20 protein-coding genes and 1 other RNA gene are annotated in these 25,727 nt (G+C 38.8%); 12 read left to right on the top strand and 9 right to left on the bottom strand.

Annotated features, from left to right (window positions below):
* The first annotated feature begins 12 nt into the window (after positions 1-12).
* Together H6607_05920 and H6607_05915 are read left to right on the top strand one after the other, a co-directional pair.
* Positions 13-1,656: a hypothetical protein gene (locus tag H6607_05920; GenBank protein MCB9261893.1), complete on the top strand. Its 1,644-nt coding sequence runs from the start codon at positions 13-15 to the stop codon at positions 1,654-1,656.
* Complete coding sequence (locus H6607_05915) at positions 1,656-3,071, top strand: hypothetical protein (protein ID MCB9261892.1); 1,416 nt, start codon at positions 1,656-1,658, stop codon at positions 3,069-3,071. Before H6607_05920 ends, H6607_05915 begins: the two co-directional genes overlap by 1 nt.
* Here H6607_05915 and H6607_05910 read toward each other — a convergent pair.
* Both H6607_05910 and glmM read right to left on the bottom strand, forming a co-directional pair.
* The gene (locus tag H6607_05910) at positions 3,068-3,487 is read right to left on the bottom strand and encodes a lactoylglutathione lyase (GenBank protein MCB9261891.1); all 420 of its coding nucleotides are present in this window, start codon (positions 3,485-3,487) and stop codon (positions 3,068-3,070) included. The genes H6607_05915 and H6607_05910 overlap by 4 nt on opposite strands.
* Entirely contained in the window at positions 3,454-4,842 is a 1,389-nt protein-coding gene (gene glmM / locus H6607_05905; GenBank protein MCB9261890.1) for a phosphoglucosamine mutase, read from the bottom strand. The genes H6607_05910 and glmM overlap by 34 nt, the downstream gene beginning before the upstream one ends.
* Positions 4,843-5,010: 168 nt before the next feature.
* On the opposite strand from glmM, the gene H6607_05900 reads away from it, so the two are divergent.
* From H6607_05900 to H6607_05880, 5 genes are all read left to right on the top strand, one after another.
* Complete coding sequence (locus H6607_05900; protein MCB9261889.1) at positions 5,011-7,512, top strand: T9SS type A sorting domain-containing protein; 2,502 nt, start codon at positions 5,011-5,013, stop codon at positions 7,510-7,512.
* Positions 7,513-7,646: 134 nt separating this feature from the next.
* Positions 7,647-8,669 carry an endonuclease/exonuclease/phosphatase family protein gene (locus H6607_05895; GenBank protein ID MCB9261888.1) on the top strand — a complete coding sequence of 341 codons (1,023 nt, stop codon included), beginning with the start codon at positions 7,647-7,649 and terminating at the stop codon, positions 8,667-8,669.
* A 42-nt stretch (positions 8,670-8,711) separates the two neighbouring features.
* Positions 8,712-9,089, top strand: an RNA gene (gene rnpB / locus H6607_05890) — RNase P RNA component class A.
* 23 nt (positions 9,090-9,112) lie between these two features.
* Positions 9,113-10,474, top strand: coding sequence for a sigma-54-dependent Fis family transcriptional regulator (locus tag H6607_05885; GenBank protein ID MCB9261887.1), 1,362 nt, complete (start codon positions 9,113-9,115; stop codon positions 10,472-10,474).
* 4 nt (positions 10,475-10,478) lie between these two features.
* Entirely contained in the window at positions 10,479-11,414 is a 936-nt protein-coding gene (locus H6607_05880; GenBank protein ID MCB9261886.1) for a threonylcarbamoyl-AMP synthase, read from the top strand.
* 4 nt (positions 11,415-11,418) lie between these two features.
* Here the strand turns inward: H6607_05880 and H6607_05875 are convergent, their stop codons facing one another.
* Both H6607_05875 and H6607_05870 read right to left on the bottom strand, forming a co-directional pair.
* Entirely contained in the window at positions 11,419-13,293 is a 1,875-nt protein-coding gene (locus H6607_05875) for a T9SS type A sorting domain-containing protein (protein MCB9261885.1), read from the bottom strand.
* Between the two features lie 90 nt (positions 13,294-13,383).
* Positions 13,384-14,037: a hypothetical protein gene (locus tag H6607_05870; GenBank protein ID MCB9261884.1), complete on the bottom strand. Its 654-nt coding sequence runs from the start codon at positions 14,035-14,037 to the stop codon at positions 13,384-13,386.
* A gap of 65 nt (positions 14,038-14,102) precedes the next feature.
* Here H6607_05870 and H6607_05865 point away from each other — a divergent pair, with 65 nt between their 5' ends.
* Both H6607_05865 and H6607_05860 read left to right on the top strand, forming a co-directional pair.
* On the top strand, positions 14,103-15,068 hold the full coding sequence (locus tag H6607_05865; protein ID MCB9261883.1) for a nitronate monooxygenase: 966 nt from the start codon (positions 14,103-14,105) through the stop codon (positions 15,066-15,068).
* A complete protein-coding gene (locus tag H6607_05860; protein ID MCB9261882.1) occupies positions 15,058-15,534 on the top strand; it encodes a YiiD C-terminal domain-containing protein in 477 nt (158 codons plus the stop codon). The genes H6607_05865 and H6607_05860 overlap by 11 nt, the downstream gene beginning before the upstream one ends.
* A gap of 436 nt (positions 15,535-15,970) precedes the next feature.
* Here the strand turns inward: H6607_05860 and H6607_05855 are convergent, their stop codons facing one another.
* From H6607_05855 to H6607_05835, 5 genes are all read right to left on the bottom strand, one after another.
* Positions 15,971-18,382: a right-handed parallel beta-helix repeat-containing protein gene (locus H6607_05855; GenBank protein MCB9261881.1), complete on the bottom strand. Its 2,412-nt coding sequence runs from the start codon at positions 18,380-18,382 to the stop codon at positions 15,971-15,973.
* A gap of 142 nt (positions 18,383-18,524) precedes the next feature.
* A complete protein-coding gene (locus H6607_05850; GenBank protein ID MCB9261880.1) occupies positions 18,525-19,946 on the bottom strand; it encodes an MBL fold metallo-hydrolase in 1,422 nt (473 codons plus the stop codon).
* A gap of 115 nt (positions 19,947-20,061) precedes the next feature.
* The gene (locus H6607_05845) at positions 20,062-21,324 is read right to left on the bottom strand and encodes an NAD(P)/FAD-dependent oxidoreductase (protein ID MCB9261879.1); all 1,263 of its coding nucleotides are present in this window, start codon (positions 21,322-21,324) and stop codon (positions 20,062-20,064) included.
* A 16-nt stretch (positions 21,325-21,340) separates the two neighbouring features.
* Positions 21,341-22,153 carry a sulfite exporter TauE/SafE family protein gene (locus H6607_05840; GenBank protein MCB9261878.1) on the bottom strand — a complete coding sequence of 271 codons (813 nt, stop codon included), beginning with the start codon at positions 22,151-22,153 and terminating at the stop codon, positions 21,341-21,343.
* A 34-nt stretch (positions 22,154-22,187) separates the two neighbouring features.
* Positions 22,188-22,502 (bottom strand): helix-turn-helix transcriptional regulator, encoded by a 315-nt coding sequence (locus H6607_05835; GenBank protein ID MCB9261877.1) that lies wholly within the window; start codon positions 22,500-22,502, stop codon positions 22,188-22,190.
* Positions 22,503-22,676: 174 nt separating this feature from the next.
* On the opposite strand from H6607_05835, the gene H6607_05830 reads away from it, so the two are divergent.
* The 3 genes from H6607_05830 (at position 22,677) to H6607_05820 (ending at position 25,715) form a co-directional block, all read left to right on the top strand.
* On the top strand, positions 22,677-23,642 hold the full coding sequence (locus tag H6607_05830; protein ID MCB9261876.1) for a T9SS type A sorting domain-containing protein: 966 nt from the start codon (positions 22,677-22,679) through the stop codon (positions 23,640-23,642).
* Between the two features lie 169 nt (positions 23,643-23,811).
* Positions 23,812-24,636 carry a cytochrome-c peroxidase gene (locus tag H6607_05825; GenBank protein ID MCB9261875.1) on the top strand — a complete coding sequence of 275 codons (825 nt, stop codon included), beginning with the start codon at positions 23,812-23,814 and terminating at the stop codon, positions 24,634-24,636.
* Positions 24,633-25,715 (top strand): c-type cytochrome, encoded by a 1,083-nt coding sequence (locus H6607_05820; protein MCB9261874.1) that lies wholly within the window; start codon positions 24,633-24,635, stop codon positions 25,713-25,715. Before H6607_05825 ends, H6607_05820 begins: the two co-directional genes overlap by 4 nt.
* Positions 25,716-25,727 lie beyond the last annotated feature (12 nt).

The following is a 25,727-nucleotide window of genomic DNA, read 5'->3' as shown; positions in this document are numbered from 1 at the left end:
CTTGCGACTCTTATGAGAGTCGTATCAATTATCTTTTTAGCCTCACTCCTATTTTCCTCTTGTCTCAAAGATTTAGAGGAAAGTTTAGACAACATTTCCAATGTTAATCAAGTATCTGTCGATCCGGCATTTGCTGCACCATTGATTAAAACAAGGGTTACCATTGCTGATTTTTTAAAGCAATTGCCAAACACCTACGTTCAGGTGGATGACCAAAATTTGATTCATTTACACTATCGAGGCGATTTGGGTAGTTTAAAAGCAAAAGAAATAGTCAGCATTCCTGCACAACATTACACAGGTTCTTTGAATTTGCTTCCGGTGCATGTGGCCGAATTAACAACAACTGGAAGTACCAATTTTCAGTTTAATACCATTTTCAATTTTGGTATTGGAGGTACCGAGTTAGATAGTATTTTAATGAAATCATGTGCAATGACCAACAGTCTAACATCTGATTTTCAGCACGATGTAAAGGTTACGGTAAGTATTCCGGCAATAAAACTAAATAATAATCAAGCACTTGAATTGGTTTTTAACATGCCCTACACTGGCAGTGTACCCACCACCGTGCAAAACAATCCAAACCTTAGCGGTTCTTTTTTTGACTTAACAAAGAGTGGATTACAAAACTTTAGCCAACTAAGAGCATTTTTTAATGTGGAAATAACCAAAGTAGGCAACAATCCAGTTTCCACTTTAAACAAAATAGACTTTGTATCTGATTTTGTTTTTAATGAATATGATGTACTATACGGCTATGTTGGCGAAAAAGATATTTCACCCGGCACTCCTGATACGCTTGTTTTTGATGTATTTAAAGGATTGGATCCAAGTGTAAAAGATGTAATGTTCAATTTGGCCGAACCCCGAATCCGGTTTATTATTTCTAATTCTTATGGAATACCAGTTGAAGCCAAAATCAATGAAATTTCAACCTATTCAAATTCGGGCAATAAAGTTACTGCCACTGGATTCCCTGATCCTTTGGTAATTCCCGTTCCTTCTAAATCTGAAATTGGTCAAACCAAAATTGATTCATTCGAACTCAACAAGTCAAATAGTAATTTATCCGATTTGGTTCGCAATGTTCCAAACAAGTTGATATACAGCTATGGTGGTAAGGTTAACCCCAATGGCACCACAAGTCGAAACTTTATTACCTACAACAGTCAACTTGATATTGCTGTTGACGTGGATATTCCTCTATATGGTTCAGCCGATGGTTTTGTATTGCTACACAGCCTGCCTTTAACCCAAGAGTTTGAAGACATTAAAGAGTTGGAATGGGCTACCCTTCGATTGGGCATTACCAATGATTTTCCGGTTGATGTAGATTTTCAAGTGTATTTTGCCGACAGTGTCTCTAACACCATTTTAGACTCGGCATTTGCCATTGACAGTAAAATTTTGAAAGCTGCAACAGTTGGTTCCAATGGCATTACCACACCAAAATACTACACCTTTGATATAAAAATAGACCGAGCAAGGTTTCAGGCAATTCAAAATGCCAACCAAATTCAACTAAAAGCCAAATTAAACACTACAAAAAATGGCACCTCGCTACCCGATGTGAAGTTTTTAGACACTTATGGTATTGAGCTAAAAGTGGGTGTGCATGCAAAAGGTTCGGTTCTAATTGATACTAAAAAATAATGAAGAAGATTTTAATAGCACTTTTCGTTTTGGGTTATATGCCCCTATTGGGACAAAACAACATGACCCTATATAATATGAAAACCGTTCCGCAAAGATTTTATGCCAATCCGGCTACTCCGAGCGATGCCAAGGTTTATATTGGTTTTCCATTTCTTACCTCAAACACCATTGGGGCGGGGTTCTCATCGTTTGTATTGAAAGATGTGAACGATGCGATGATTAAAACCGACTCGGGTATCATATTTGATGCAACCGAATTTAGCAAAAGTTTTAAAAAGGATAACAAACTTTTTATAAACTACGGAATGGATTTAATGTGCTTTGGGTTTAAAATTCCTAAAGGATATTTGTTTGTCAATTCAGGTATAAAAACAAATACCGCCGTCAGTTTTCCAGGCGATTTGTTTGCTTTTCTTGCTCAAGGAAATGGCGGCGATAATTTAGACAGAACATTCAATTATGGTTTTAAGGCTAATTTACTTTCGTATGTCGATTTGGGTTTAGGTTTAAGTTTGGAACCCATAAAAGACAAACTTAGAGTAGGCGGAAGAATTAGAGCCATTAAAGGGCTTTATGTGCTTCAAACCGCCAAATCTGACATTACATTTCATACAGACCCCAACACATTTGACTATACACTTGCCTCTGACATTGAAATAAACGCCGCAAATTCTTTTCAAAGTTTGGCTGGCTTGGATTTGATAAATGGTTCAAATATATCCGTGCAAACCGCCAATGTGGGAGACATGGTGGGCAGCCTCTTTAAGCCCAGTAATCGGGGTTGGGGCATTGATTTGGGAGCACAATTCAAACCCACCGAAAAAATTACCCTCAGCGGTTCGGTGCTTAATTTGGGTAGAATAAAATGGAACAAAAACAACATTTCATGGGTATCAAAAAATCCGGGAGCACAATATAGGTTTGAAGGAATTCAAATGGACGATGCCTTTAATTATGACAAGAATCAGTTTGAAACTGACAAAGAAGAATTGAAGGATACCCTCATTTCTATTTTTAATTTAACCTCAAATACCAACACTTTTCATACTGGCCTTTTTGGCGAATTTTATCTTGGTGCAAATTATAACTTATTGAAAAACTTTGATGTTGGGGCTCTTTTTTACGGCCAGGTGGTCAATAGAAGTTTTTACCCGGCCTTTACCCTTAGTGCCAACACAAAACTTACCAATGTTTTTGCCACTTCTATTAGCTACTCCGTGGCCAATAATTCATTTGTTAATGCAGGTTTAGGCGTGTCTTTAAATTTGGGATTCCTCCAATTTTATTTGGTTTCCGACAATTTATTGAGCGTTTTTTGGCCTACACAAGTAAATACGCTAAGTTTAAGAACCGGTATAAACATTACCCAGGGTAGAAAAGACAGAGAGAAGAAAGAGAAGACAAAAAATTAATTTTTGCGGGCTAATGCAATGATGTGCCCATCGGGATCCTGCAGGTAACAAACCGTATCGCCCCAATCTCTAATTTTTGTTTCGTTCACTAATTTGGCTCCAATGGCAATGGCTCGCTCCACCATTTCTTCCAAATTTTCGACATACAAATAGAGTTCGCAGCGTGGTGTTTTTCCCGCCTTTGTGGGGTGTTCAATTTTATTGCCCAACAACCGATAAATACCATCATTGGGCATTAACCCCAACGTGCAGTGGGCAGATAACATAAACTCTGTCATCCCCTCCACATTCAAGACAGGTTCTTTACCCAGAAGGCTGCCATAAAAATCTGTTGAAACCTGCTGGTTAGCTACAAAAAGAATAATTTCTGTATGAGCAATTTTCAATGTTTTGAGGCAATTGACAACACCTCTGATTTTATCCTCTCCGTTAATTCTGCGGCATTTTTTGCTGATTTACTTTCTGCATAAATGCGAATTATGGGTTCGGTATTTGACGGCCTCAGATGCACCCATTCCTCCGAAAAATCAATTTTTAAACCGTCAATGGTGTTGCAGTTTTCGTGGGCATACTTCTCTCCCATTTTTTGAAGAATCTCGGCAATATTCATATCGGCTGTCAGCTCTATCTTATTTTTCGACATTTCATATTGCGGATAGTGCGATTTCAGTTCCGTCATCGAGCAATTTTTATTGGCCAAATGGGTCAAAAACAATGCGGTTCCAGCCAGTGCGTCCCGTCCATAGTGTAGTTTCGGCCAAATAACTCCCCCATTTCCTTCTCCACCGATTACTGCGTTCGTTGCTTTCATTTTTTCAACTACGTTTACCTCACCAACTGCAGCTGCTTCATATTTTCCGCCATGCTTTTCGGTTATATCTCTCAATGCCCGTGTGCTTGACAAGTTGGAAACCGTATTGCCGGGATTGCTGCCCAACAAATAATCTGCAACGGCCACCAGCGTATATTCTTCCCCAAACATTTCACCGTTTTCCATTACAAAACAAAGTCTGTCCACGTCCGGGTCAACCACAATGCCTAAATCGGCTTTTTGCTCCACCACTACTTTTGATATTTCCGTAAGATTTTCGGCCAATGGCTCTGGGTTGTGCGGAAAATGTCCTGTAGGTTCACAATATAATTCCACCACATTTTCAACCCCCATTTTTTTGAGTAATGCAGGTATAGCAACACCTCCGGTGCTTGCCACCCCATCAACCACAACCTTAAAATTGGCCTTTTTTATGGCTTCCACATTCACCTCTTCACATTTTAAAATCAAATCAATGTGTTTGTCAATCCATGTATTGTCAGTTGTTATGCTTCCCAGTTTGTTCACCTCCGCAAAACTCATTTCCGCCTTCTCAGCAATGGCCAGCAAATCTTTTCCATCTTTACCAGAAATAAACTCACCCTTTTTATTCAATAATTTCAGGGCATTCCACTGAGCCGGATTGTGACTTGCGGTTAAAATAATACCTGCGGCAGCGTTCAAATTAGGCACGGCCATCTCAACGGTAGGTGTTGTGCTCAATCCCAAATCAATCACATTCATGCCCATACCCACAAGGGTTTGTGCCACCAATGTAGAAATCATAGAACCGCTTAATCGGGCATCGCGACCAATTACTACCGTATTTCCATCGTTTTTATTTATAAGCCATTCGGCAAATGCCGCCGCAAATTTTACGGCATCCAACGGAGTTAAATTATCATCCGGTTTGCCACCTATGGTTCCCCGAATTCCTGAAATTGATTTTATAAGTGTCATCTACGGGCAAAACTACCAAAAAGTTGATTAGTTGATTTGAAAATTCGATGCTTTGTTGTACTCATGTCAACAATACTCCTTTACTTTCGACATAAAATAAATTACAAAAAATTAAAAAAGAATACAATTATTTTTTTACTTTGGCTCTTGTTTTAATTATTATCAATTATGAAAAAATTTTTCTTCATTCTAATTTTAATTTTCTCCACAGTATTTGCATCAGTTGGCCAATCGATTTTATTTGTGGATTCAGACGCTACCGGAACAGGTAATGGAACCTCTTGGACGAATGCTTTTACCTCAATTGATTCAGCATTTTATTATTATAAATCTGGTGATAGTATATGGGTAAAGGAAGGAATATATAAACCTTCAGGCAATAGCTCCTCCTCTTTTATTCCCCCAAATGGGGTTCAACTATTCGGTGGTTTTACAGGAAAAGAATCTAATTTCAAAGACAGACCTATTGACAATTTTTCAATTTTGGATGGGGATATTGGAACTCCGAATTACGCAAATGATAATTGTAAGGCAGTGATTAGGGTATCGAATAACAGCAGTACAATAATGATTAATGGCTTCAAGATTATTAACGGATATGCTAATACTTCTGCCGGATCAACAATAACCATAGGTGGTGGTGCTGTTCGAATTGATAATGGTAAAGTAAATTTTGAAAATTGTGAATTCTCTGATAATTATACCTATATGAGAGGTGGAGCCATAGCGATTTATGGCACATCTTCAACGGTTCGACTTTTAAATTGTGTAGTTAAAAATAATGTATCAAATTCTTCTACATCTAATGCTCTTGGTGGCGGAATATTTGTAAATGCTGGAAATTTATACTTGACCAAATGTGATTTCTATAATAACACAGCTAGAAGAGGTGGTGCAATTTCATCATTTCAACCAAACATAAATATTGATAGATGCAAATTTCATGGTAATTCAGCAACGAATGACTATGGAGGGGCAATTGACAACGGCTCAGAGAGTATGCTAACAATTTATAATTCTATTTTTGCTGGAAATTATGCCAAAACATCGGGTGCAGCCATTTATACAAGTACGTCACTCAATACCAATGTAATTACCTACACCAACTGCACATTCACAAATAATAAAAATAACTCATCATCAACAAATTATGCCGTATACTCTAGTGATTATACGATAATCACCAATTGCATATTTTACGATAATGAAAGTACAAAGCCTATTTTCTACCTTTATCCAAGCATAACTCCGTTGGTTAGAAATTGTTTGTTTGACGGTGACACGCTTCAGGGTGCCACGAATTGCAAATATGCTGATCCTGAATTTATTATGCCTTGTAATCAAAGTGCTCCATGTCTCATGGATTCATGCAACTATATGTTGAAAAGTACTTCTGTATGTGTTAATTCTGGAAACAATTCATACCTATCTTCCTATCTTCTTGATTTATCAGACTTACCTAGGGTTAAAGGTGGCACCGTTGATATTGGAGCGTTTGAATCCCCTTTCATACATTATGACATCCAAGTCCTTTTGAATAACGATAACGCTGGTAGAGTTTGGGGTAACGGTAAATACATTGCAGACTCTACGGTCATTTTGAGAGCAGTTCCTTCTGGGTCTTGTTACCATTTTTTGGGGTGGTATTCAACAGATAGCTTAATATCTTCAGATACATTGTTTAAATTTGCAGCTACGTCAGACAGCACCATAATAGCTAAATTTTCTCAAGATAGTTTTACCGTATTTTTGTCGTCTAATCCCATAAATTCAGGAATAGTCTCAGGCTCTGGAATATACGCTTGCAATCCTGACTCAGTTCGAACTTTTACTGCAACACCAGAATCGTGTTACACTTTCAAATGCTGGACATTAGGAAAAGATACAATTGGACTTAACAATCCTTTGGTAATAGCCGTTAACTCGGATATAAATATTGTGGCTAATTTTGTTAAAAGTGAATACTTAATTAAAACAAATGCAAATATCCCATCGGCTGGATATGTTATTGGAGGAGGCGTACATTTATGCGACTCAACTGTCAAACTTGTAGCTCATCTTTCTGACACTTGCTATAAATTTGATTCATGGTTTGACTCTGATTTAAATCAGGTAGTTGGAACTGAGGATACACTTAATCTTCTTGCTTCAAAAAATAGAAATATTGTAGCTCGATTTAGCATTAAGAATTATAACATAATAGTAAATGTCAAACCTAATATTGGAGGAACCGTTACAGGAACGGGAATGGTAGGATGTGGTAATCAAGTGACACTTGTTGCAACCCCTGAAAAAGAATATAAATTTGTTTCTTGGGAAGAGAACAATAATGTTATTTCTTCTTCAAACATTTATAAATTCAAATCATACGAAAATCGAACTATCGTTGCCAACTTCGAATTAACAGTTGGACTATCTGAAGATGTAATCCAAGGTTACAAAATTTATCCCAATCCGACAAAAAATATCATCATAATTGAAACGGACTCAAAAACCAACATGAAAATCATACTATTTAGTGCTGTTGGAGAAGAACTTATGAATTATGATAACAGTATAGGAGAATCAAAAATAGAATTGAATTTGGAAAATTTGCCTGATGGACTATATTATTTAAGAACGTTGGATGAAAACCATTCATTAACTGTTAAAGTCCAGATTATTCATTAACAAAAGAAAATAAGCTTCTTGAATTTTCTAATTGTTTGTTCGAAATATCAGAAATTTATGAAGAGTATTTCACTTACTCCTTCTAATCAACATTGATGGCATAAATTCCCCCACTTCTACCCTACCTTTGCCGTATGAAAAAAGCACTTGTTCTGTTTGCATTTTTGTCAGCAATCGCTGTTTTTTGGGCTTCCTGCACAAAAAAAAACTACTTGGGTATTGCCTTTTACAATGTCGAAAATCTTTTTGATACTATTGACGACCCTAATACCTTGGATGGGGAATTTACGCCTGATTCGGCAAAACATTGGAACACAGAAAAATACTTCGCAAAACTCAATAATTTGGCAAAAGTGCTTACCACTTATCAATCGAACCAAACCCCTGATTTTGTTGGACTATGTGAGGTTGAAAACCGATTGGTGCTGGAGGATTTGTTGAAAGCCGATGCGTTGAAAGATAAAAATCTTGATATTGTTCATTTTGAAAGCCCCGATTTGAGGGGTATTGACGTGGCTGCGTTGTACAACACGAAAAAACTAAAAATGTTAGATAGTGGCAAACACCCGTTGGATTTGTCAGAATATGGGGAAACTACAAGAGATGTGTTATGGGTAAAAATGCTCGAAAAATCAACCAAAGAACAATTTATATTTTTGATAAACCATTGGCCATCTCGCCGCGGTGGACTTGAAGAAAGCGAGCCAAAACGCATATTGGCTGCCCAAAATCTAAAACATTTGAAAGACAGCTTATTAAAGCAAAATGCCGGAATAAATTTGATTGTTATGGGCGATTTTAACGACGAACCCGACAACAAAAGCATCAAAGAAGCACTTGATGCCACCAACCAAACTGAAATAAATAATGCACAACTTTTCAACGTCATGGCGGCTTTAAAAGCCGTTGGACAAGGTAGCTACCGTTTTAGAGATGATTGGAATATGTTGGATCAACTAATGGTAAACAGTGCTCTCTTAGACAACCAAAAATGGGAATATGAACGAAACTCAGCAGGCATACGCAACGAAGATTGGTTGCAACAACACTCTGAAAAATATGAGGGACACCCGCTGAGAACCTTTGGTGGCAACAATTATTTAAACGGTTATAGCGACCATTTTTCGGTTTACATGCTCTTGAGCTACCATCCATAACCACCGTCAATTTTTTTGTACGTTTTTTTTATACTTTTGTCTCGGACAAATCGGTCTATCGCTCTCGCCTTGGCGAGGGAGGAAAGTCCGGGCAACGCAGGGCAGTGCACCCCAATAACGTTGGGGGATTGAAGCGTAAAACTTCAAGACAGCAAGTGTAGCAGAAAATTACATCCACCCTCGGGTGGGAATGGTGAAAACGCGGTGTAAGAGACCACGCAATGGGTTGGCAACAACTGATTGGTACAAACCTTGCACGTTGAAAGACCAAGTAAACCTCGGAAACGGAGTTGCCCGCTCCGAGCTTTGGCTGCCGAGGAGGGTAGGTTGATTTAGGTGTTTGGAAACAAACATCACAGATAAATGATAGACATCCGCCAATGGCGGAGACAGAACCCGGCTTATAGATTTGTCCATTTTTTATGAAATAAAAATATACGTTTATGCCACGAATTTTAATTGTTGACGACGAAAAAAGTATTCGCGAAACGCTGAAAGAAATTTTGCTTTACGAAAGCTACGAAGTAGAAGAAGCCGAAGACGGCAAAAAAGCGTTTGACATGATAAAAAAGTTTAACTATGATGCCGTTTTGTGCGATATAAAAATGCCCGGAATGGATGGTATTGAGCTTTTGGATAAGGCCGCAGAAATTGTCCCCGAGCTTCCGTTTATCATGATTTCTGGTCACGGCACCATCGAAACAGCGTTGGAAGCCACCAAAAAAGGTGCGTTCGATTTTATATCTAAACCACCTGATTTGAATAAACTGCTCATTACGGTTAGAAATGCTACTGAAAAGAACAGCTTGGTAATAGAAACCAAAGTACTTAAACGCAAAATTACCAAAACCCGCGAAATGATTGGCGAAAGCCCATCTATCAAAAAAATAAAAGATACCATTGATAAAGTTGCACCCACCGATGCCCGTGTATTGATAACCGGAGAAAACGGAACCGGAAAGGAGTTGGTTGCCCGTTGGATTCATGAACGAAGCAATCGTGTAAACGAGGCATTTGTAGAGGTTAACTGTGCAGCTATTCCGTCCGAATTGATTGAGAGTGAGTTGTTTGGGCATGAAAAGGGTTCGTTTACTTCGGCTGTGAAACAACGATTGGGCAAATTTGAAAAAGCCAACAACGGCACATTGTTTTTGGATGAAATAGGCGATATGAGTCTATCAGCACAAGCAAAAGTGTTGAGGGCTTTGCAGGAAAACAAAATAACCCGTGTTGGGGGCGAAAAAGACATTGACGTAAATGTTCGAATTGTAGCCGCCACAAACAAAGACCTACGTCTTGAAATAGAAGAAGGTCGTTTTAGAGAAGATTTATACCACCGAATCAGCGTAATTTTGATTCATGTTCCATCGCTCAACGACCGAACGGATGATATACCGCTGATTGCCGAAAAATTTATTACAGAAATTTGCGAAGACAACGGAATGCCCCGAAAAACACTGGCTCCAAGTGCTATGCAAGAGTTGAAAAAGATTAATTGGACCGGAAATATCAGAGAGCTGCGAAACGTTTGCGAACGACTCATCATTTTGTGTGATGATAAAATTACGGGCGATGATGTGTTAAACTTTAGCAATGCCGCCAGTCGCCGAACCAGCAGCTTGGATGTAGTGGAGCAGTTTGAGAAGTTTCAGGATTTTAAAGACCACGCCGAGAAAGTTTTTATTGATGCGAAGCTAAAAAAGAACAAATGGAATGTGGCCAAAACCGCTACCGAAATTGACATTCAGCGAAGCCATTTGTACAACAAAATTGAAAAATACGGCCTTAAACGAAAAACAAAATAAGGCAATGATTGGTGCCGATGTTTCGGTAGCAGCAGAATTGCTCCAATCGGGTAAACTTGTTGCTATACCTACCGAAACCGTCTATGGTTTGGCCGCAAATGCCTTCAATAGTCAGGCGGTTTTAAATATTTTCAAAGCAAAAAACCGCCCAAGTTTCGACCCGCTCATTGTGCATATTGCTTCTTTTGATTGGGTTAAAAGATTAGCCACGGTATTCCCACCCAAAGCCCAACTTTTGGCGGAAACATTTTGGCCCGGTTCTCTTACCATCATTCTTCCAAAAACAGACTTAGTTCCTGATGTGGTAACGTCAGGTTTACCCCTTGTAGGCTTACGGATGCCAAATCACTCGACTACGCTTGAGTTGTTGTCGCAACTGGATTTTCCATTGGCAGCACCCAGTGCAAACCCGTTTGGCTATGTTAGCCCCACCACAGCCAGCCATGTGGCCGACCAATTAGGCGACAAAATGGATTATATATTGGATGGGGGTGCCTGTAAAATTGGTGTCGAGTCAACCATAGTGTCGTTTGAAGATCCTGAAAAACCCGTCATTTTGCGGTTTGGCGGCATTTCGGTTGAGCAGATTGAAGCCGTTGTTGGAACTGTTTCAATTTCCATTTCGAACAATTCAAACCCTGCGGCTCCGGGCCAATTAGACAAACATTATGCAACCAAAAAAATAATTGAACTCGTAAATTCTCCAGAGTTATTGTGGGATGTTGACCAACACCAACATTATACCATCGGCTATGGCGAAGGCCATTTTTCGTTTAACCTCTCTCCCACTTCAAATTTGGATGAGATAGCCTCCAACCTATTTGTAGCACTTCGATTAGCAGACCAGGCCAGCCAACCAAAAATTGTTGTTTCACTTGTGACCGAATCTGGAATTGGTCGAGCTATTAACGACCGATTGAGACGGGCGGCTGCGAGGTAGATGTTTACTCCTTTATTATTTTGAATGACATTAATTCGTTGTCGTTCTGTATTTCAACCACATAAATTCCTTTGACCAACACGTCCAAACCTCCAATTTGGTTCGAGATTATCTCGCCTTTCAGAATTTCTTGACCGCTGACGCTCAACACCCGATATTGGCTATGATTTGTTGCTTTTTCAATTTTTATGATATCTGTTACAGGGTTTGGGTAGAATTTATAGGTGTTTAATTTCTTCAGATTGTTAATGCTTGAAGTGTAACTACCAACAGCCAATGAATTTGCATTCACCCAATGATTTCCAAATATATCTTTCAATTCTGTAAAATTTCCCCCAACATATACATTTGCGTCGGTGAAAATTATATCGTAAACGAAATAGTAAAACTGAACAATTGACTCCGTTTCTTCGTACTGAATAGTTGTTTTGGTTTTTACTTCAGAAAAAAGACTTAAGAAATCTATAAACTCTGGCTTTAAACCATACCACTGCGAGCGATAATTCCCTAACACCAATAGGTCTCCATTTGGATGAAAATATAGCTTTGAAATATTTGCGGTATCGCCAATATCGATGTTTACTGAACGAAAAATACCATCATAGCTAAAAATTGCCGGTGATGTAACTCTATCCTTCCCATACCCTCCAAAATATAGTTGACCGTTGTACTCAACTACGGTATTTATAGCAATTGAAACATCATCGTATGGAAACGTTTGAAAACCTTCGTCATTTTTAATTAGAATATTTTTGGCAATTGCTTTCTTCCAAATATTGTTTTCAAACACAGAATATTCAGTAAAATCACCAACATACACTATTCCATAACTCGTTGATTCAAAAGCTTTCACCACACCCTTAAACCGTAACAACTCTGTCCATTCAAGTGTGGAAACATTAAAATTCCATACACTACTGTTTTTGGAAACCGAGTTGTACATATTAATCTGGACGTTTTGAGAATCCATTTTTTGGACTGATTGGCCAAATATAGATTTAAGATTTTGTGGCACTGAATACTGCCATAAATTGTTGTGCCAAATGGCCACGGGAAATTCATTTTTTAAACTGTCATTAAATGTTCCAACGGCCACTGCCTTCGTCGGAAGTATGGCTAAATCAGAAATACTACCATTAACACCACTAGCATAGCAAGAACATTGGTCGCCTATTATCTTGCCAATTCCATTGCAAACAGAGTCGCCAAGTTGCCAAAGGTTTCCAAAAAAAAGTATTTCGTCATTGGCTGATTTTTCAAACCCCCAAACAGTGGTGTAATTCGTTGGCCCATTTTGTATAGCCTTATAATGAATGCTTGGTTCCCCATACGTCGGTTGTACCCACTTCAACTCCTCAACCATAAAACCATAATTGGACGCCCATTCTGCTAAACCATCGGTTTTAATATCTCTAATATAATCATAGTTGTGTTCTTGCTTTATCCTGTTTGCCAATTCCTCATGGCCGGAAACAGCAATCAAATACCCAACAGCACAATGAACGCCGAAGTTGTCAATAAAATAGGGTGTTCGCTCTCGATGATAATGGTTGGTTGGAAAAATCTTTTTTGCGGCATAATCGCTGAGCTGATTCAGCAAATCTTGCCGATGTTTTAAAGCGGTTTGGTCAAAACCCTTGGGAGTGTTTTTGGAAAGAATGGCAACCACTTGATTTAGATGATACTGGATTCGGTCGTTGTCAGTCGGAAAAGATTTTTGTTCATCCGGAGCATCTGTTACATGATGCTGCCACTCTTTGTTGATTTCGTATAAATGGTTGTACGCATCGGAAGATTGAGAAAAATGTAAAGCACTAACCGAAGAAAAAGTTAAAATTGAAGTAAGCACAGCCAACAGTTGGATTGGTAAATGTTTCATAATGTAAATTTTATTATACCAAAAATACAATTTGATTCGGGTTTATTGATACTCCTTCATGGAGATGACAAATAGATGATATTCTTGCTTTTAAAACAATATTCTTCCCACCCAAAAAATCCAAAAGTAAAAACCAATAACTGACCCGAAAAAGCCTGATATGAAAAATAAAATTCTTTTGTTTTTTGGGATTAAAGCAACTGTGGCTATAAAAATCAATGCACCCAAGGCCATGATAACATATTGAGGTCTAAAAACATATTTTGTTAAATGAATCCATGCGTGAAGCTCACTACAAGTCCAAATATTTAAGGTATTGAGTAGTGCAATAATGGACTCTCTCATAAAGAATAGGGAAAGAAAAACGAATAGCCAGTGCTTTGGTTCAAATTCATTGTTATTTTTTCGTCTTTGGTTTAACATGACCAAGCCAAACACCGATATAACCAACATGGACAGCTTTGTTATGCTGTATATTTTAATCGAAATCTTGTTATTTTTCAATTCAAGTTCTTTCCATTCTGGAGTTTCCCTAAGCTCGGAAAAGGGTTGATTTTGCTGATATAATTTATTTCGCTCAGCATCAATTTCAAGATTGTAGGTTTCTAATCTTGCCCTGCCTCTATCATACCGAACCTCATTGCCAAAGGTGTGAGATGCCGTTTTGAAAATAACTTCGCCAAAACAGGCTCCTAATATAGTAGCAACAGCAAATAAGATGGTTAAAATGATGGCATTTTTCATGTACCAAAAATACGCATTATCTTTCCATTACATTCATGTCCAAAATTTTCTGTTGTTTTGAAAAAATGCAGGAATTAAAAAATTACGGCTTATCGAAATTATTGGGAATTGACTATCCTATAATTATGGCTCCCATGTTTTTGGTGAGCGATGAAAAAATGCTTATTGCTGCCTCCAAAGTTGGAATATCTGGGTGCGTACCCGCTTTAAATTATCGAACAACAACTGAACTGGAAAAAGCCATTTTGACTCTAAAAAGTCAAGCCAAACCTTTTGGAATTAATTTAATTGTCAATAAATCCAATTTTAGGTATGAAGAACAACTTGAATTGTGCTGTAATCTTGGGGTGGATTATATCATTACCAGTCTGGGCAACCCAAAGGAAACAATCGAAAAAGCCCATGCCGCTGGCATAAAAGTATTTTGTGATGTAACGGATTTGGAATATGCCAAAAAAGTGGAACAATTGGGTTGCGATGCTGTGATTGCCGTAAACAACCAGGCAGGTGGACATGCCGGAAATATCTCGCCGGAGGAGTTGATTAAAACGTTAAAACAGCATATAGGCATTCCCATTATTTCAGCCGGTGGAGTGGGCAATTATGACACGCTAAAGCAAAAACTTGACTGGGGAGCAGATGGCGTTTCTGTTGGAAGTATTTTTATTGCATCCATCGAAGCTCCAGTTAGCCAAGATTATAAGCAAGCCATTGTTGACTATAAAGCCCATGATATTGTGATGACCACTAAACTGAGTGGTACGCCCTGCACGGTTATAAAAACACCTTATATTGAACAGATTGGAACAGAACAAAATGGTATCGAACGATTTTTAAACAGAAATAAAAAGATAAAAAAATGGATGAAGGCCTTCACCTTTATCAAAGGAATGAAACGGCTTCAAAATGCTGCGTTTGGTGCTACCTACAAAACGGTTTGGTGTGCAGGCCCAACCATCGAATTTGTATCGGAAATTAAACCCATCAGCGAAATTGTTTCTCAACTTACAACCCCAGAAAATGACCAATAAACAATTGAGAAAAGCCAACTGGCAGTTGTTTTTGTTTGGGTTGGCCAAAATACCTTTGGTTCGGTTTGTAAGGCCACGTATTATCGAGCTTACCGATAAAAAAGTGAGTATAAAAATTCCGATGAAAAGACGCAACCGAAACCATGTAAACAGCATGTATTTGGGTGTGCTGACTGTGGGTGCCGATTTGGCTTGCGGTTTTTTAACTTTTTACAAACTGGAAAAATCAAACATCAAAGCCCCGTTAGTTTTCAAGTCAATGAAAGCTGAGTATTTGAAGCGAGCAGAAGCTGATGTTTATTTTGACTGTTCGGACGGGGAAATGATTGACAGCATGCTCTCTGAGCTTCAAAATACCCAAGATAGAATAAATCAAATGTTGAAAGTTAATGCCTACTGCAACGGCGAATTGGTGGCTACTTTTGATATGGAGGTTTCGTTGAAAATGATTTCTCGAAATAAATAATTGGTTCTTATTCAGACCTGACAGGTTTTAAAAACCTGTCAGGTCTTTTGCCGTGGAGAATGGTTCGCCGCAGCGAACAAAGTTTTTTCACGAGGTCGCAAAGTCTGCAACGTCATGCAGAGGTTTGCCGCTGCATCCTTGTTTCTCTGTGCATCTTCGGTTACATCTTCTTTAACCACAGAGGCACAGAGACTATCACAGAGGTCACAAAGGTTTTCTCCATGTTCCTTGTGGTTATTTTTTTCTAACCACGATTCGCAGCAGCGAACTGAGTTTTTTCACGGAGGTCGCAAAGTCAGCAACGTCATACAGAGGCTTGCCGCTGCATCTCTTTTATTTTTGAGATTCTTCGGACTACGTCCTCTGACCCGATAGCTATCGGGTGACGGTAAATTGCTAATCAACTAATCAACAAAGCATCTAATCAACTAATCATCTATTCCACCTTATAAAATCTCGCTACATATATGTTTTCCTCTGTCATTATTTTTAATATGTAAAGGTTGTCGGGTAGTGCCGACACGTCTAACGTATTCTGTTTTTTGTCCATGTTGCCTGTCTGCACAACTACACCCCGCAAATCGGTAATGGTGTAAACGCCCGTGCCATTAAAGTTTACGTTTAATTGGTCGGTAACTGGGTTTGGGTACACCTCTATTTCTTCGTGTAGGTTGATGATGCCCACGTTTTTGGTAACGGTTACCACCATGCTGTCGGTGCTTTGGCAGCCATTGGCATCGGTGGTATTTACCCAAAAGCTGTGGTTTCCTATTCCTAACTGGTCGGCAACTACGGTTATTTTTTGGGTTGTTGCTCCCGTGCTCCATTGGTAGGTTGCAAAGCCGGCTCCGGCATCTAACTGTTTGGTGTTGTGTTGTATTATCGTATCCACCTCGGGCAGGTTTACCTCCACGGGGCTATGCACAAGCAACACACCTGTTGATGATATTTTTTCGACATTGCAGGCGTTGAGCCATTTTATACGGTATTGTGTTCCACTATCGCTTAGTTGAACATTGTTGAGCAATAGCGAGTCGGCCTTGTTTCCGGCAAAACTCCAATTGGTACCGTTGGTACTTTTTTGCCACTCCCAAAGTGTGCCAATACTGGCGGCTTTTGCTTTGAAGGTAACCGCCGAATTATTGCAGGCATTTTTGTCGGTTAAGTCGTTGATGATGTCTATACGGCTGGCCAAAGCATTAATTTCATAAGGGCCAATATCCACCGTGTCGTCATAGATACGGTTGTTACCATCAAGATCTTGACCTATGAATGCTAAAATATCTGCCTGACTGTTTCCGGCATAGCTCATGGCTATTTTGCCTGTATAGCCTTTGTTGAACCCAACAGGAAGACCACTGCAATTGTTAACCAAATGGTAATTGTCGTTGGCCGTGTCGATAAAGTTTGGGTAGGTTACGGTGTCACAATCTTGAATAAGACCTGCGAAATTGTATGATTTGTATTTGGTTCGATTAACGCTTTGTCGTCCACCCTCAAAAAGGCAATTGTAGAATTTATGATTTAACTCATTTCCCCAAATAGAGAAATTAAGATTCTTACCAAAAAAATTCGTATTTCCTGAAAAGATGGAGTTGTAGCAGGTAATTTTTCCACCTGATGACACCAATGCTCCTGAGAGTGAATCATTTGTTTTCTCATTAAAAGGATCTTTAATACGATTTTTATTATTGGAAAAGTTACAATTGAGAATAACTACATCCGCAATAGCATTTATCGCACCTTCATGATTAATAAAAGAACAATTAACCACTCTGTTGTTTGAAGATCCCGAATTGAAGAATAAGGCGTTATAGTTATTTTCGAAGGTACAGTTAAGAATTAACGGTGACCCAGAAGTGCTTGTAATTGAAGTAATAAGTGAGCTTTTATTCTTAAAAACACAATTTTTGATTACGGATTTACTGGCATCGCCATGCACCCATATATCACCAGCGTTCGGGCAAGAACCAAAGGTGCCATCAAAAACGCAGTTTTCTATCAACGACTCATTTCCTCCGGCCAACCGCAAGGGATAGCAGCCGTTGTTTTTCCATGTACAGTTTTTGATGGGCATAGAAGTGTTGTCCATTTCTATCTCCAACCATCCGTTGTTAAAAATTTCACAATCAACAAAACCACCTAAATTACCGTATGATTTATTTCCTCCCGCTAATAATCCTTGAGTATTATTGTCATTGAATTTGCAATTACTAAACTTATAAAAACTCTTGTAAATACTACCGAAGGCTCCGTTGGAATAAAGACCAAAGGCCATTTTGTTTTCCTTAAACTGACATTTATTCCACTCTACTGACCCATTAATAATGTCCAAAAGATACCAAAGTCTTCGAAAAACACAGTTCTCATATTTCTGATAGGCTCCATCCCAAGAAGTTATCAAAAAGGGTCTAAAAAATTCTCCATTACTATGTTGTTTTGTACCAAAATAAACGCTTTGTGAAGGAGAACGAGGTGTACCCGTGTATTCAAATAGGGTATGCTCAAAAATACTAGTATCCTGCTCGCTATTATCCAAAAAGAACATTCCCAACCAACCTATCAGCGAATCAGAACACGTAAACACATTCGGGTTTTGTGCAGTGCCTAACGAGCGAAGGCAACCGTCCACCCGAATCAGCTTGGCAGAATCAAAATCTAACGTAACACCTGCTTCTAAAGTCAGCATGGAGTCTTTCGGTATGCGTATGTCTCCCTTAATTTTGTAGGGGCTACCCGCTTTTGTTAGTGTTCCGCTCATGTCGCCACCCATTAGGGTAGTTTGGCCTGTGGCCATGAATGAAAATAGGGCAAAAGAAATTGATAAAATCAGTTTATGAAGTTTCATAATGGTGTTTTTAAGTATTGGACAATTATACATAAAAGCGGTATGAAACCATTTAGTTTTAGGGAATTTTTTGGCAAAAAAAGAGCGATTCGCCTTTGGCGAATCGCTCTTAGAATATGCTTGTGAAACCGAAACGAAAATCCTACAACATGGTTGAAGGACAAACGTAGTCGGTAAGTTTAAATTTGTGACTATCTTTAATGGCTTTAAAGCCACCTTTAATATCAATAAGATTCTCGAAGCCTCGAGCTCTTAATATAGAGTTGAAAATCATGGAGCGATAACCTCCTGCACAATGCACCAAATAGGGCTTTGTTTTATCCAATTTACTCATCGAATCATTTACATAATCGAGCGGTGCATTGATGGCATCAGCAATACGCTCTGAATAGTTTTCTGAGGCTTTTCGCACATCTACAATTGCCAAATGCTCAGCATTGTATCTGTCGTAGGCTTCTTCTGCCGAAATGCTTTCGATGGTATCCACTTCTTTGCCGGCAGCTTTCCAAGCCTCAAATCCACCTTTTAAATAGCCCAAGCAATTGTCGTAGCCCACTCTTGATAGTCGGGTAACGATTTCTTCTTCTCTGCCCGCCTCGGCTACCAATAAAATGGGTTGCTCTATATCTTCTATTAATGTGCCTACCCACGGAGCAAAACCACCGTCGATACCAATAAAAATGGAATTTGGCACAAAACCATCTTTAAAAACCTGTGCCGAACGGGTATCTAAAATCAACGCTCCAGTTTCGTTTACCACATCTTCAAATTCATCTACACTATAGGCGGTTGTTCCCTTTTTTAATACCGAATCAATGCTTTCGTATCCGTTGATGTTCATCATCACATTTTTTGGAAAATATCCGGGAGGAGGCATTAATCCGTCCAACACTTCGGCTACAAATTCATCCTCTGTCATATCGGCTCGCAACGCATAATTTGTTGCTTTTTGATTGCCCAAAGTATCCGATGTTTCTTTGCTCAAATTTTTGCCGCAGGCAGAGCCCGCACCATGTGCCGGATAAACGATTACATCGTTTGGCAAAGGCATAATTTTGTTGCGAAGCGAATTGAATAAATGTCTCGCCAATTTATCCTGAGTTAAATCGGCAATTACTTTTTGAGCTAAATCCGGGCGGCCAACATCGCCAATAAACAGGGTATCGCCTGTGAAAATAGCTACCTCTTTTCCGTTTTCATCCCGCAACAAAAAAGTTGAACTTTCCATAGTATGTCCTGGAGTGTGGAGTAGTTCAAAACTAACATCGCCTACTTTAAATAGTTCACCATCCGACCCAATGTGTGCGTCAAAACCCACTTTCATTCCGGTAGGACCATAAACGATGGTAGCCCCTGTTTTTTCGGCCAAATCTTTATGACCCGAAACAAAATCGGCATGAAAATGCGTTTCGAAAATATATTTGATTTTTACACCATCGGCTTCTGCTCTTTTTATATACGGCTGCACTTCGCGAAGCGGGTCAATAATCACTGCTTCCCCATTCGAGCTTATGTAATAAGCACCTTGTGCCAAACATCCTGTATAAATCTGTTCTATATTCATAATATTTTATTGCTTAAAATCCGACACAAATATATGAACGAATGTTAATATATTTAACTGTCGTTTATATCAATTTTTTATTGTTTAATAAATTTTGACAATCCTTTAAAGGGTATTAGAATTTGGTGTTTCCTTTCATCATTTTATTCCAATACAAATAGGGCAAACCATATTTTTTAAGCAACCACATACTCCAATTCTCTTTTGTAGTATCTACAAATTTTGAAAGGAAAGGGTCGCTCATTCGCACATTGTCATATCCAAACTCGGCCAAAACCATTTTGCCATAGCCTGTTACCAGCGGACACGATGAATAACCGTTATAATCGGAATTTAAACTGTCTTTTCCGGAAATTAAGTTTAACACGTTTTCAACCACTACCGGGGCTTGTTTGCGAATAGCTGCACCGGTTTTGGCCGTTGGCAATGCGGCAGCATCGCCCAATCCAAACACATTTTTAAACTTGTTGTGCTGCATGGTATGATGGTTTACATCAATCCAACCTCCGGCATTGGCCAAATCAGATTTTTTGATAAAATCGGGAGCAGATTGCGGCGGAGCTAAATGCAACATGTCATACGGCATATCAATGGTTGTTTCGGCATTTGAAACCACTTCATTTATTGAATCATTCTTGTTTATAATGCAATCGTTAAAATTGGGTTGGGTATATTTAAAGGTAATTACTTTAGCCTTTGAATCAATCTTTACCGGAGCATAAAACGTTTTGAGGATAATTTCTTTTCTGGCAATTACTTGCATCAAGGTTTTTGCAAAATCGGGTACACCAAAAATTACGCTGCCCGGGGTGGCGAAAATGATTTTGGCTTTGTCTCGTTTACCACTTTTTCTAAAGTAATCATCAGCCAAATACATAATTTTTTGAGGTGCACCACCACATTTAATAGGCGTGGTTGGTTGTGTAAAAACGGCATTTCCGCCTTTAAACTCTTGTAAAACCCGCCATGTTTTTTGCGGGTCAACATAGTTTGAACAAACACTATCGGTATCAATGGCTTCTTCCAAGCCTTCTATTCCATTCAAATCTATTTGTATGCCCGGCGAAGCCACCAAAACATCATAACTCAATACATCACCGTTGTCCAGCGTCACTGTTTGGTTTTCGCCCGAAAGGTCAACCACTTTATTTTTATACCATTTCACCCCGTTAGGAATAAGGTCTTTCATGGGCCTACCTGTTTTCTTAAAGTCAAACGCATTGGCTCCCACAAGAGTCCAGGCAGGTTGATACCAATGGGTTTCGGCAGGATCAATAATAACCACGTCTAAGGCAGAATTTGCTTTTTTTAGGGCAGCAGCCACGGTTAATCCGCCTGTTCCTGCTCCAATTACTACGATTTGATGTTTTGAGTTCATACTATTTCTGTTTTTGCTAATGTTTTACGAAAATTTCCATATAAAAAATAAAGGCTGCCATGGCTACGATAAAGTACCCAAAACCCTTTTTTAATTTTTTCCCATCTATATAGTTGCCAAGACCCATTCCAACGAAAATACCTATCAACGCCAATCCGGTTATTTTAAAAAGAAAATTCCAATCGATTGATTGTCGGAAGGCATCGCCAATAAAAAACCCTGAAAACGAATTGAGCATAACGATTATAAGCGATGTAGAAACGGCCGTTTTCATATCCAATTTTGCCAACGCCATAATGGCCGGAATGATTAAAAATCCTCCTCCCGCTCCCACCAATCCGGTAATGCCCCCAACCAACAATCCCTGAATAATCATTAAAAAACGGTTTGTGGTATTAAGTGCAATGGAATCATCCGAAACAGCTTTATCCTTTTTCAGCATGAACATAGCTGCCGGAATCATTAAGAAGGCAAATAGCCCCAACATGAGTAGCCTTCTTGTTACCTCAAAATCTCCGATAGAAAATAAATGTGTTGGAATATTGGGAACAACAAAAAATCGCATCAGGCTAATGCCAACCACCGCCGGAATGCCAAAATATGCAATGGTTGGCAAGTGTACTTTGCCCTTTAATAGTTTTTGCAAACCACCCACCAAAGCGGTGCTTCCAACAATGAATAAGGAGTAAGCCGTGGCCGATTTTTCCTCAATCATAAACAAATAGGTAAGCATTGGAACAGCCAAAATGGAGCCTCCCCCGCCAATCAAACCGAGGCTAACGCCTATAAGCACCGAAACAAAATACCCTATAAATTCATACGTAAACATATATACATATATCTATATATTCAATTAAAATTTTTTATTCAGAAGTTTCCTTATCGATACAATTTAGGAGGTCTTTTATCAATTCATCTTCAATGGTATAATAGATAAATTTTCCGTCTTTAACGGATGTCACAATGCCTTTGTCCTTCATTTTATTTAGATGGTGAGATAGCATGGATTGCTCACAGCCGCAATCCAACCTTTCTTGAATGGCAGACACGTTCATTTGGTCATTTTCTTTTAAAAGTTTTAGAATATCCAACCTAACAGGGTGAGCCATAGTTCGCAATATTTCGGCCATGCGAAGCATTTTTCGGGTATAGGTAGAATTGTACAAGAGCGTGTTCATCCGCACAAATATATTAACATCTATTAATATGTCAATTTATTTCTCAGAAATTTCTTTTCCATTCGTTTTTTTGCACCACTCTAAGAAATTTTAACCAAAAATTTATATAATTGCACATAGTGCATTGGTTAGTCCTTTCAATGTCTTAGGTTTTACAGTTAATATTTGTTCAATATGAAAAAATTTTTCTCTTTTATTGTTTTTACATTTTATGTTGTTTCTCTCAACGCTCAAACTCCGGTAAAGCTAAACTTTAAGCATTTGCTTGGTTCGGAGGCATTTCAGTTTGGCCAAACAACTTCCAATAACCTGTCAGAAGAATTTAATGTAGGCAGAATGGAATATTATGTATCGGGAATAAGTTTGACCCATGATGGTGGCAAAAAAACAAATCTTTCGGAAATATACATTTTGGTAAATGCAGGTGCAGACGATACGACTTTTTTAGGAAATTTAAACATTACCACCCTTGAAGCGGTCAATTTTTCTATTGGAGTTGACCCCATGGTAAACAATGCCGATCCAACGCAATGGCCTGCCTCTCATGCCTTGTCGCCCAAATCTCCATCAATGCATTGGGGCTGGAGCAGCGGCTATCGATTTGTGGCTATGGAGGGCAAAACTGGCTCATCGCTTGCCACTACTTTTGAAATTCATGCCCTCGGAAATAAAAACTATTTTGCGGTTTCCATTCCACATCAAGGGCAAAAAAATGGAGACGATTTGGTAATTACCGTTCATGCGGACTACACCAAAGCTATTGAAAATGTGAGCATTGCGTCGGGGTTAATTTATCATGGAGAAGACAATGAAGGATTATCTCTATTAAGAAATTTCAGAACAGAAGTGTTTTCATCTCCTGATGGTCAAAAAAACACGCTTGCCGGAATAAATACTATCAGCCAAAATGTTATAAATGTATTTCCCAATCCATCTGCTGATGGAAGTTTTGAGATACAAAACTTGACTGGAGAAAGCGGTTTGCTTGAATTATTCGACATTACCGGAAAACGGGTCTTGGATGTGATTATTTCAGACAAAAAATCTATCGGAATAAGTGGTCAACTTCCCGGAATTTATTTTGTACAAATTAGATACAACACCGGCTTGGTAGTGCGAGATAAATTGATAGTTCAATAAATTGATTACCAAAGAATTACTTCTATTTTCCTGTATCTTTTTTGTGGCTTCTGGTTGTGGCCAAGATCCAGAAATTGACTCTTCTAAAAACAAATTTCAATCTAAAATACCGAGTGTAATTTATCCTGCGGATAACGAATATTCGGACATCAGATGGCAATTAGGTAAAATGTTGTTTTACAATGTTGCTTTTTCTAACGACAGCAGCATCAGCTGTGCAGGTTGTCATAAACCAGAATTGGCCTTTGCCGATAATGTTGCTTTTAGCAAAGGGGCGTTTAATAGGCTCGGCACAAGAAATACCCCAAGTTTGGGCAATGTTGCCCTTCATCCATATTTCACTCGAGAAGGAGGTGTGGCCAGCCTTGAAACTCAGGTTTTGGTGCCAATACAAGAACACAACGAATTTGATTTTAATATTCTGGAAATAGTTGAAAGACTGAAGCGTGATACACTGATTGCCAACATGGGTTTTGAAGCCTACAACAGGCCTTTTGATTATTATGTGTTGGTGCGGGCATTGGCCACTTTTGAGCGTGGTTTACTCTCTTCTAATTCCGATTTTGATAGAAATGAATTGACCGAGAATCAAAAAGCCGGAATGGAATTATTTTTCAGCGATAAAACCAATTGCAGCAAATGCCATTCGGGTTTTAATTTTACCAACTATGCATTTGCCAACAACGGTTTGTATGAAAAGTATGCCGACTTGGGCCGCAAACGTCTAACAGGTTTGCAATCAGACGAGGCACTTTTTAAAGTGGCTTCATTGAGAAATGTGGCCATTACTGCCCCCTATATGCACGACGGTTCATTGCCCGATTTGCCATCGGTCATCAACCATTACAATTCGGGTGGAAAACCTCATGAAAACAAAAGTGATTTGATTAAACCCCTGCATTTAAACGAAACAGAAAAAAATCAGTTGGTGGATTTTCTAAAATCACTGACGGATAACCAATTTTTAGCAAATACAACATTTAGATTACAATGAAGATTAAAATTTCAATTGCACTTCTATCTGCCATGATTTTATTTTACGCGTCGTGTAAAGACAAAGATGTGATTATTGGCGAGGAGTCGCCAACCCCATACACCCTCGAAACTGGAAATTTTCCAGCACCTCTAATCAATGCTGATAATCCATTGACTGTGGAGGGTGTTGCACTTGGCAGAATGCTTTTTTATGAAACCATGCTTTCAAAAGATGGAAGCCAAGCATGTGCAAGTTGTCACATTCAAAAATTTGCATTTAGCGATACGAGCCGTTTTTCGTTGGGTGTAAGGCATTTGCCCGGCAAACGGCAGGCTATGGGTGTATTTAATATGGCTTGGAATACCAACGAATTTTTTTGGGATGGAAGAGCCCATTTGCTTCGAGATCAATCGCTTAAACCCATTCAAGACGCATTGGAAATGGACGAAACTTTAGAAAATGTAATTGCCAAACTGAGTGCCTCCAATGTTTATCCCGAAAAATTCAAAGCTGCTTTTGGTACTTCAACCATTAACGAAAAATTAATTTCACTGGCTTTAGAACAGTTTATGAACAGCATTGTTTCTAACAACTCAAAATATGATGCTTTTTTAAAAGACTCAACCGTTTTTACCGAAAGTGAGAAACGTGGTTATGTGCTTTTTAACACAGAATACAACGAGTTTTTTCCCGACAAAAGCGGAGCAGATTGTGCTCATTGCCATGGAGGATACAATTTTGAAAACGATTTATATGCCAATAATGGTTTAGACAACAATGCTAATTTTAAGGATTCGGGAAGATACAAGGTTACGCGAGAAGTAAAGGATATTGCAGCATTTAAAATACCAAGTTTGCGAAATATTGCTCTAACTGCTCCCTATATGCACGATGGTCGTTTTAAGACATTAGACGAGGTAGTTAATCATTACAATTCAGAAATCAAAGAATCAAACTCGCTCGATCAAGCCCTTAGAGCCACTGCAAACACAGGATTGCGACTTACCGAACAAGATAAAATGGATTTAGTAGCCTTTTTAAAAACGTTGAGTGATAATAGCCTTACAACAGACCGTAAATATTCTTCACCGTTTTAAATGGATGGAATG

The sequence above is a fragment of the Flavobacteriales bacterium genome, from assembly GCA_020635395.1.
Taxonomy (GTDB): domain Bacteria; phylum Bacteroidota; class Bacteroidia; order NS11-12g; family UBA9320; genus UBA987.
The sequence above is the reverse complement of the archived record's forward strand: the minus strand, read 5'-3'. Positions and strand labels throughout refer to the sequence as shown.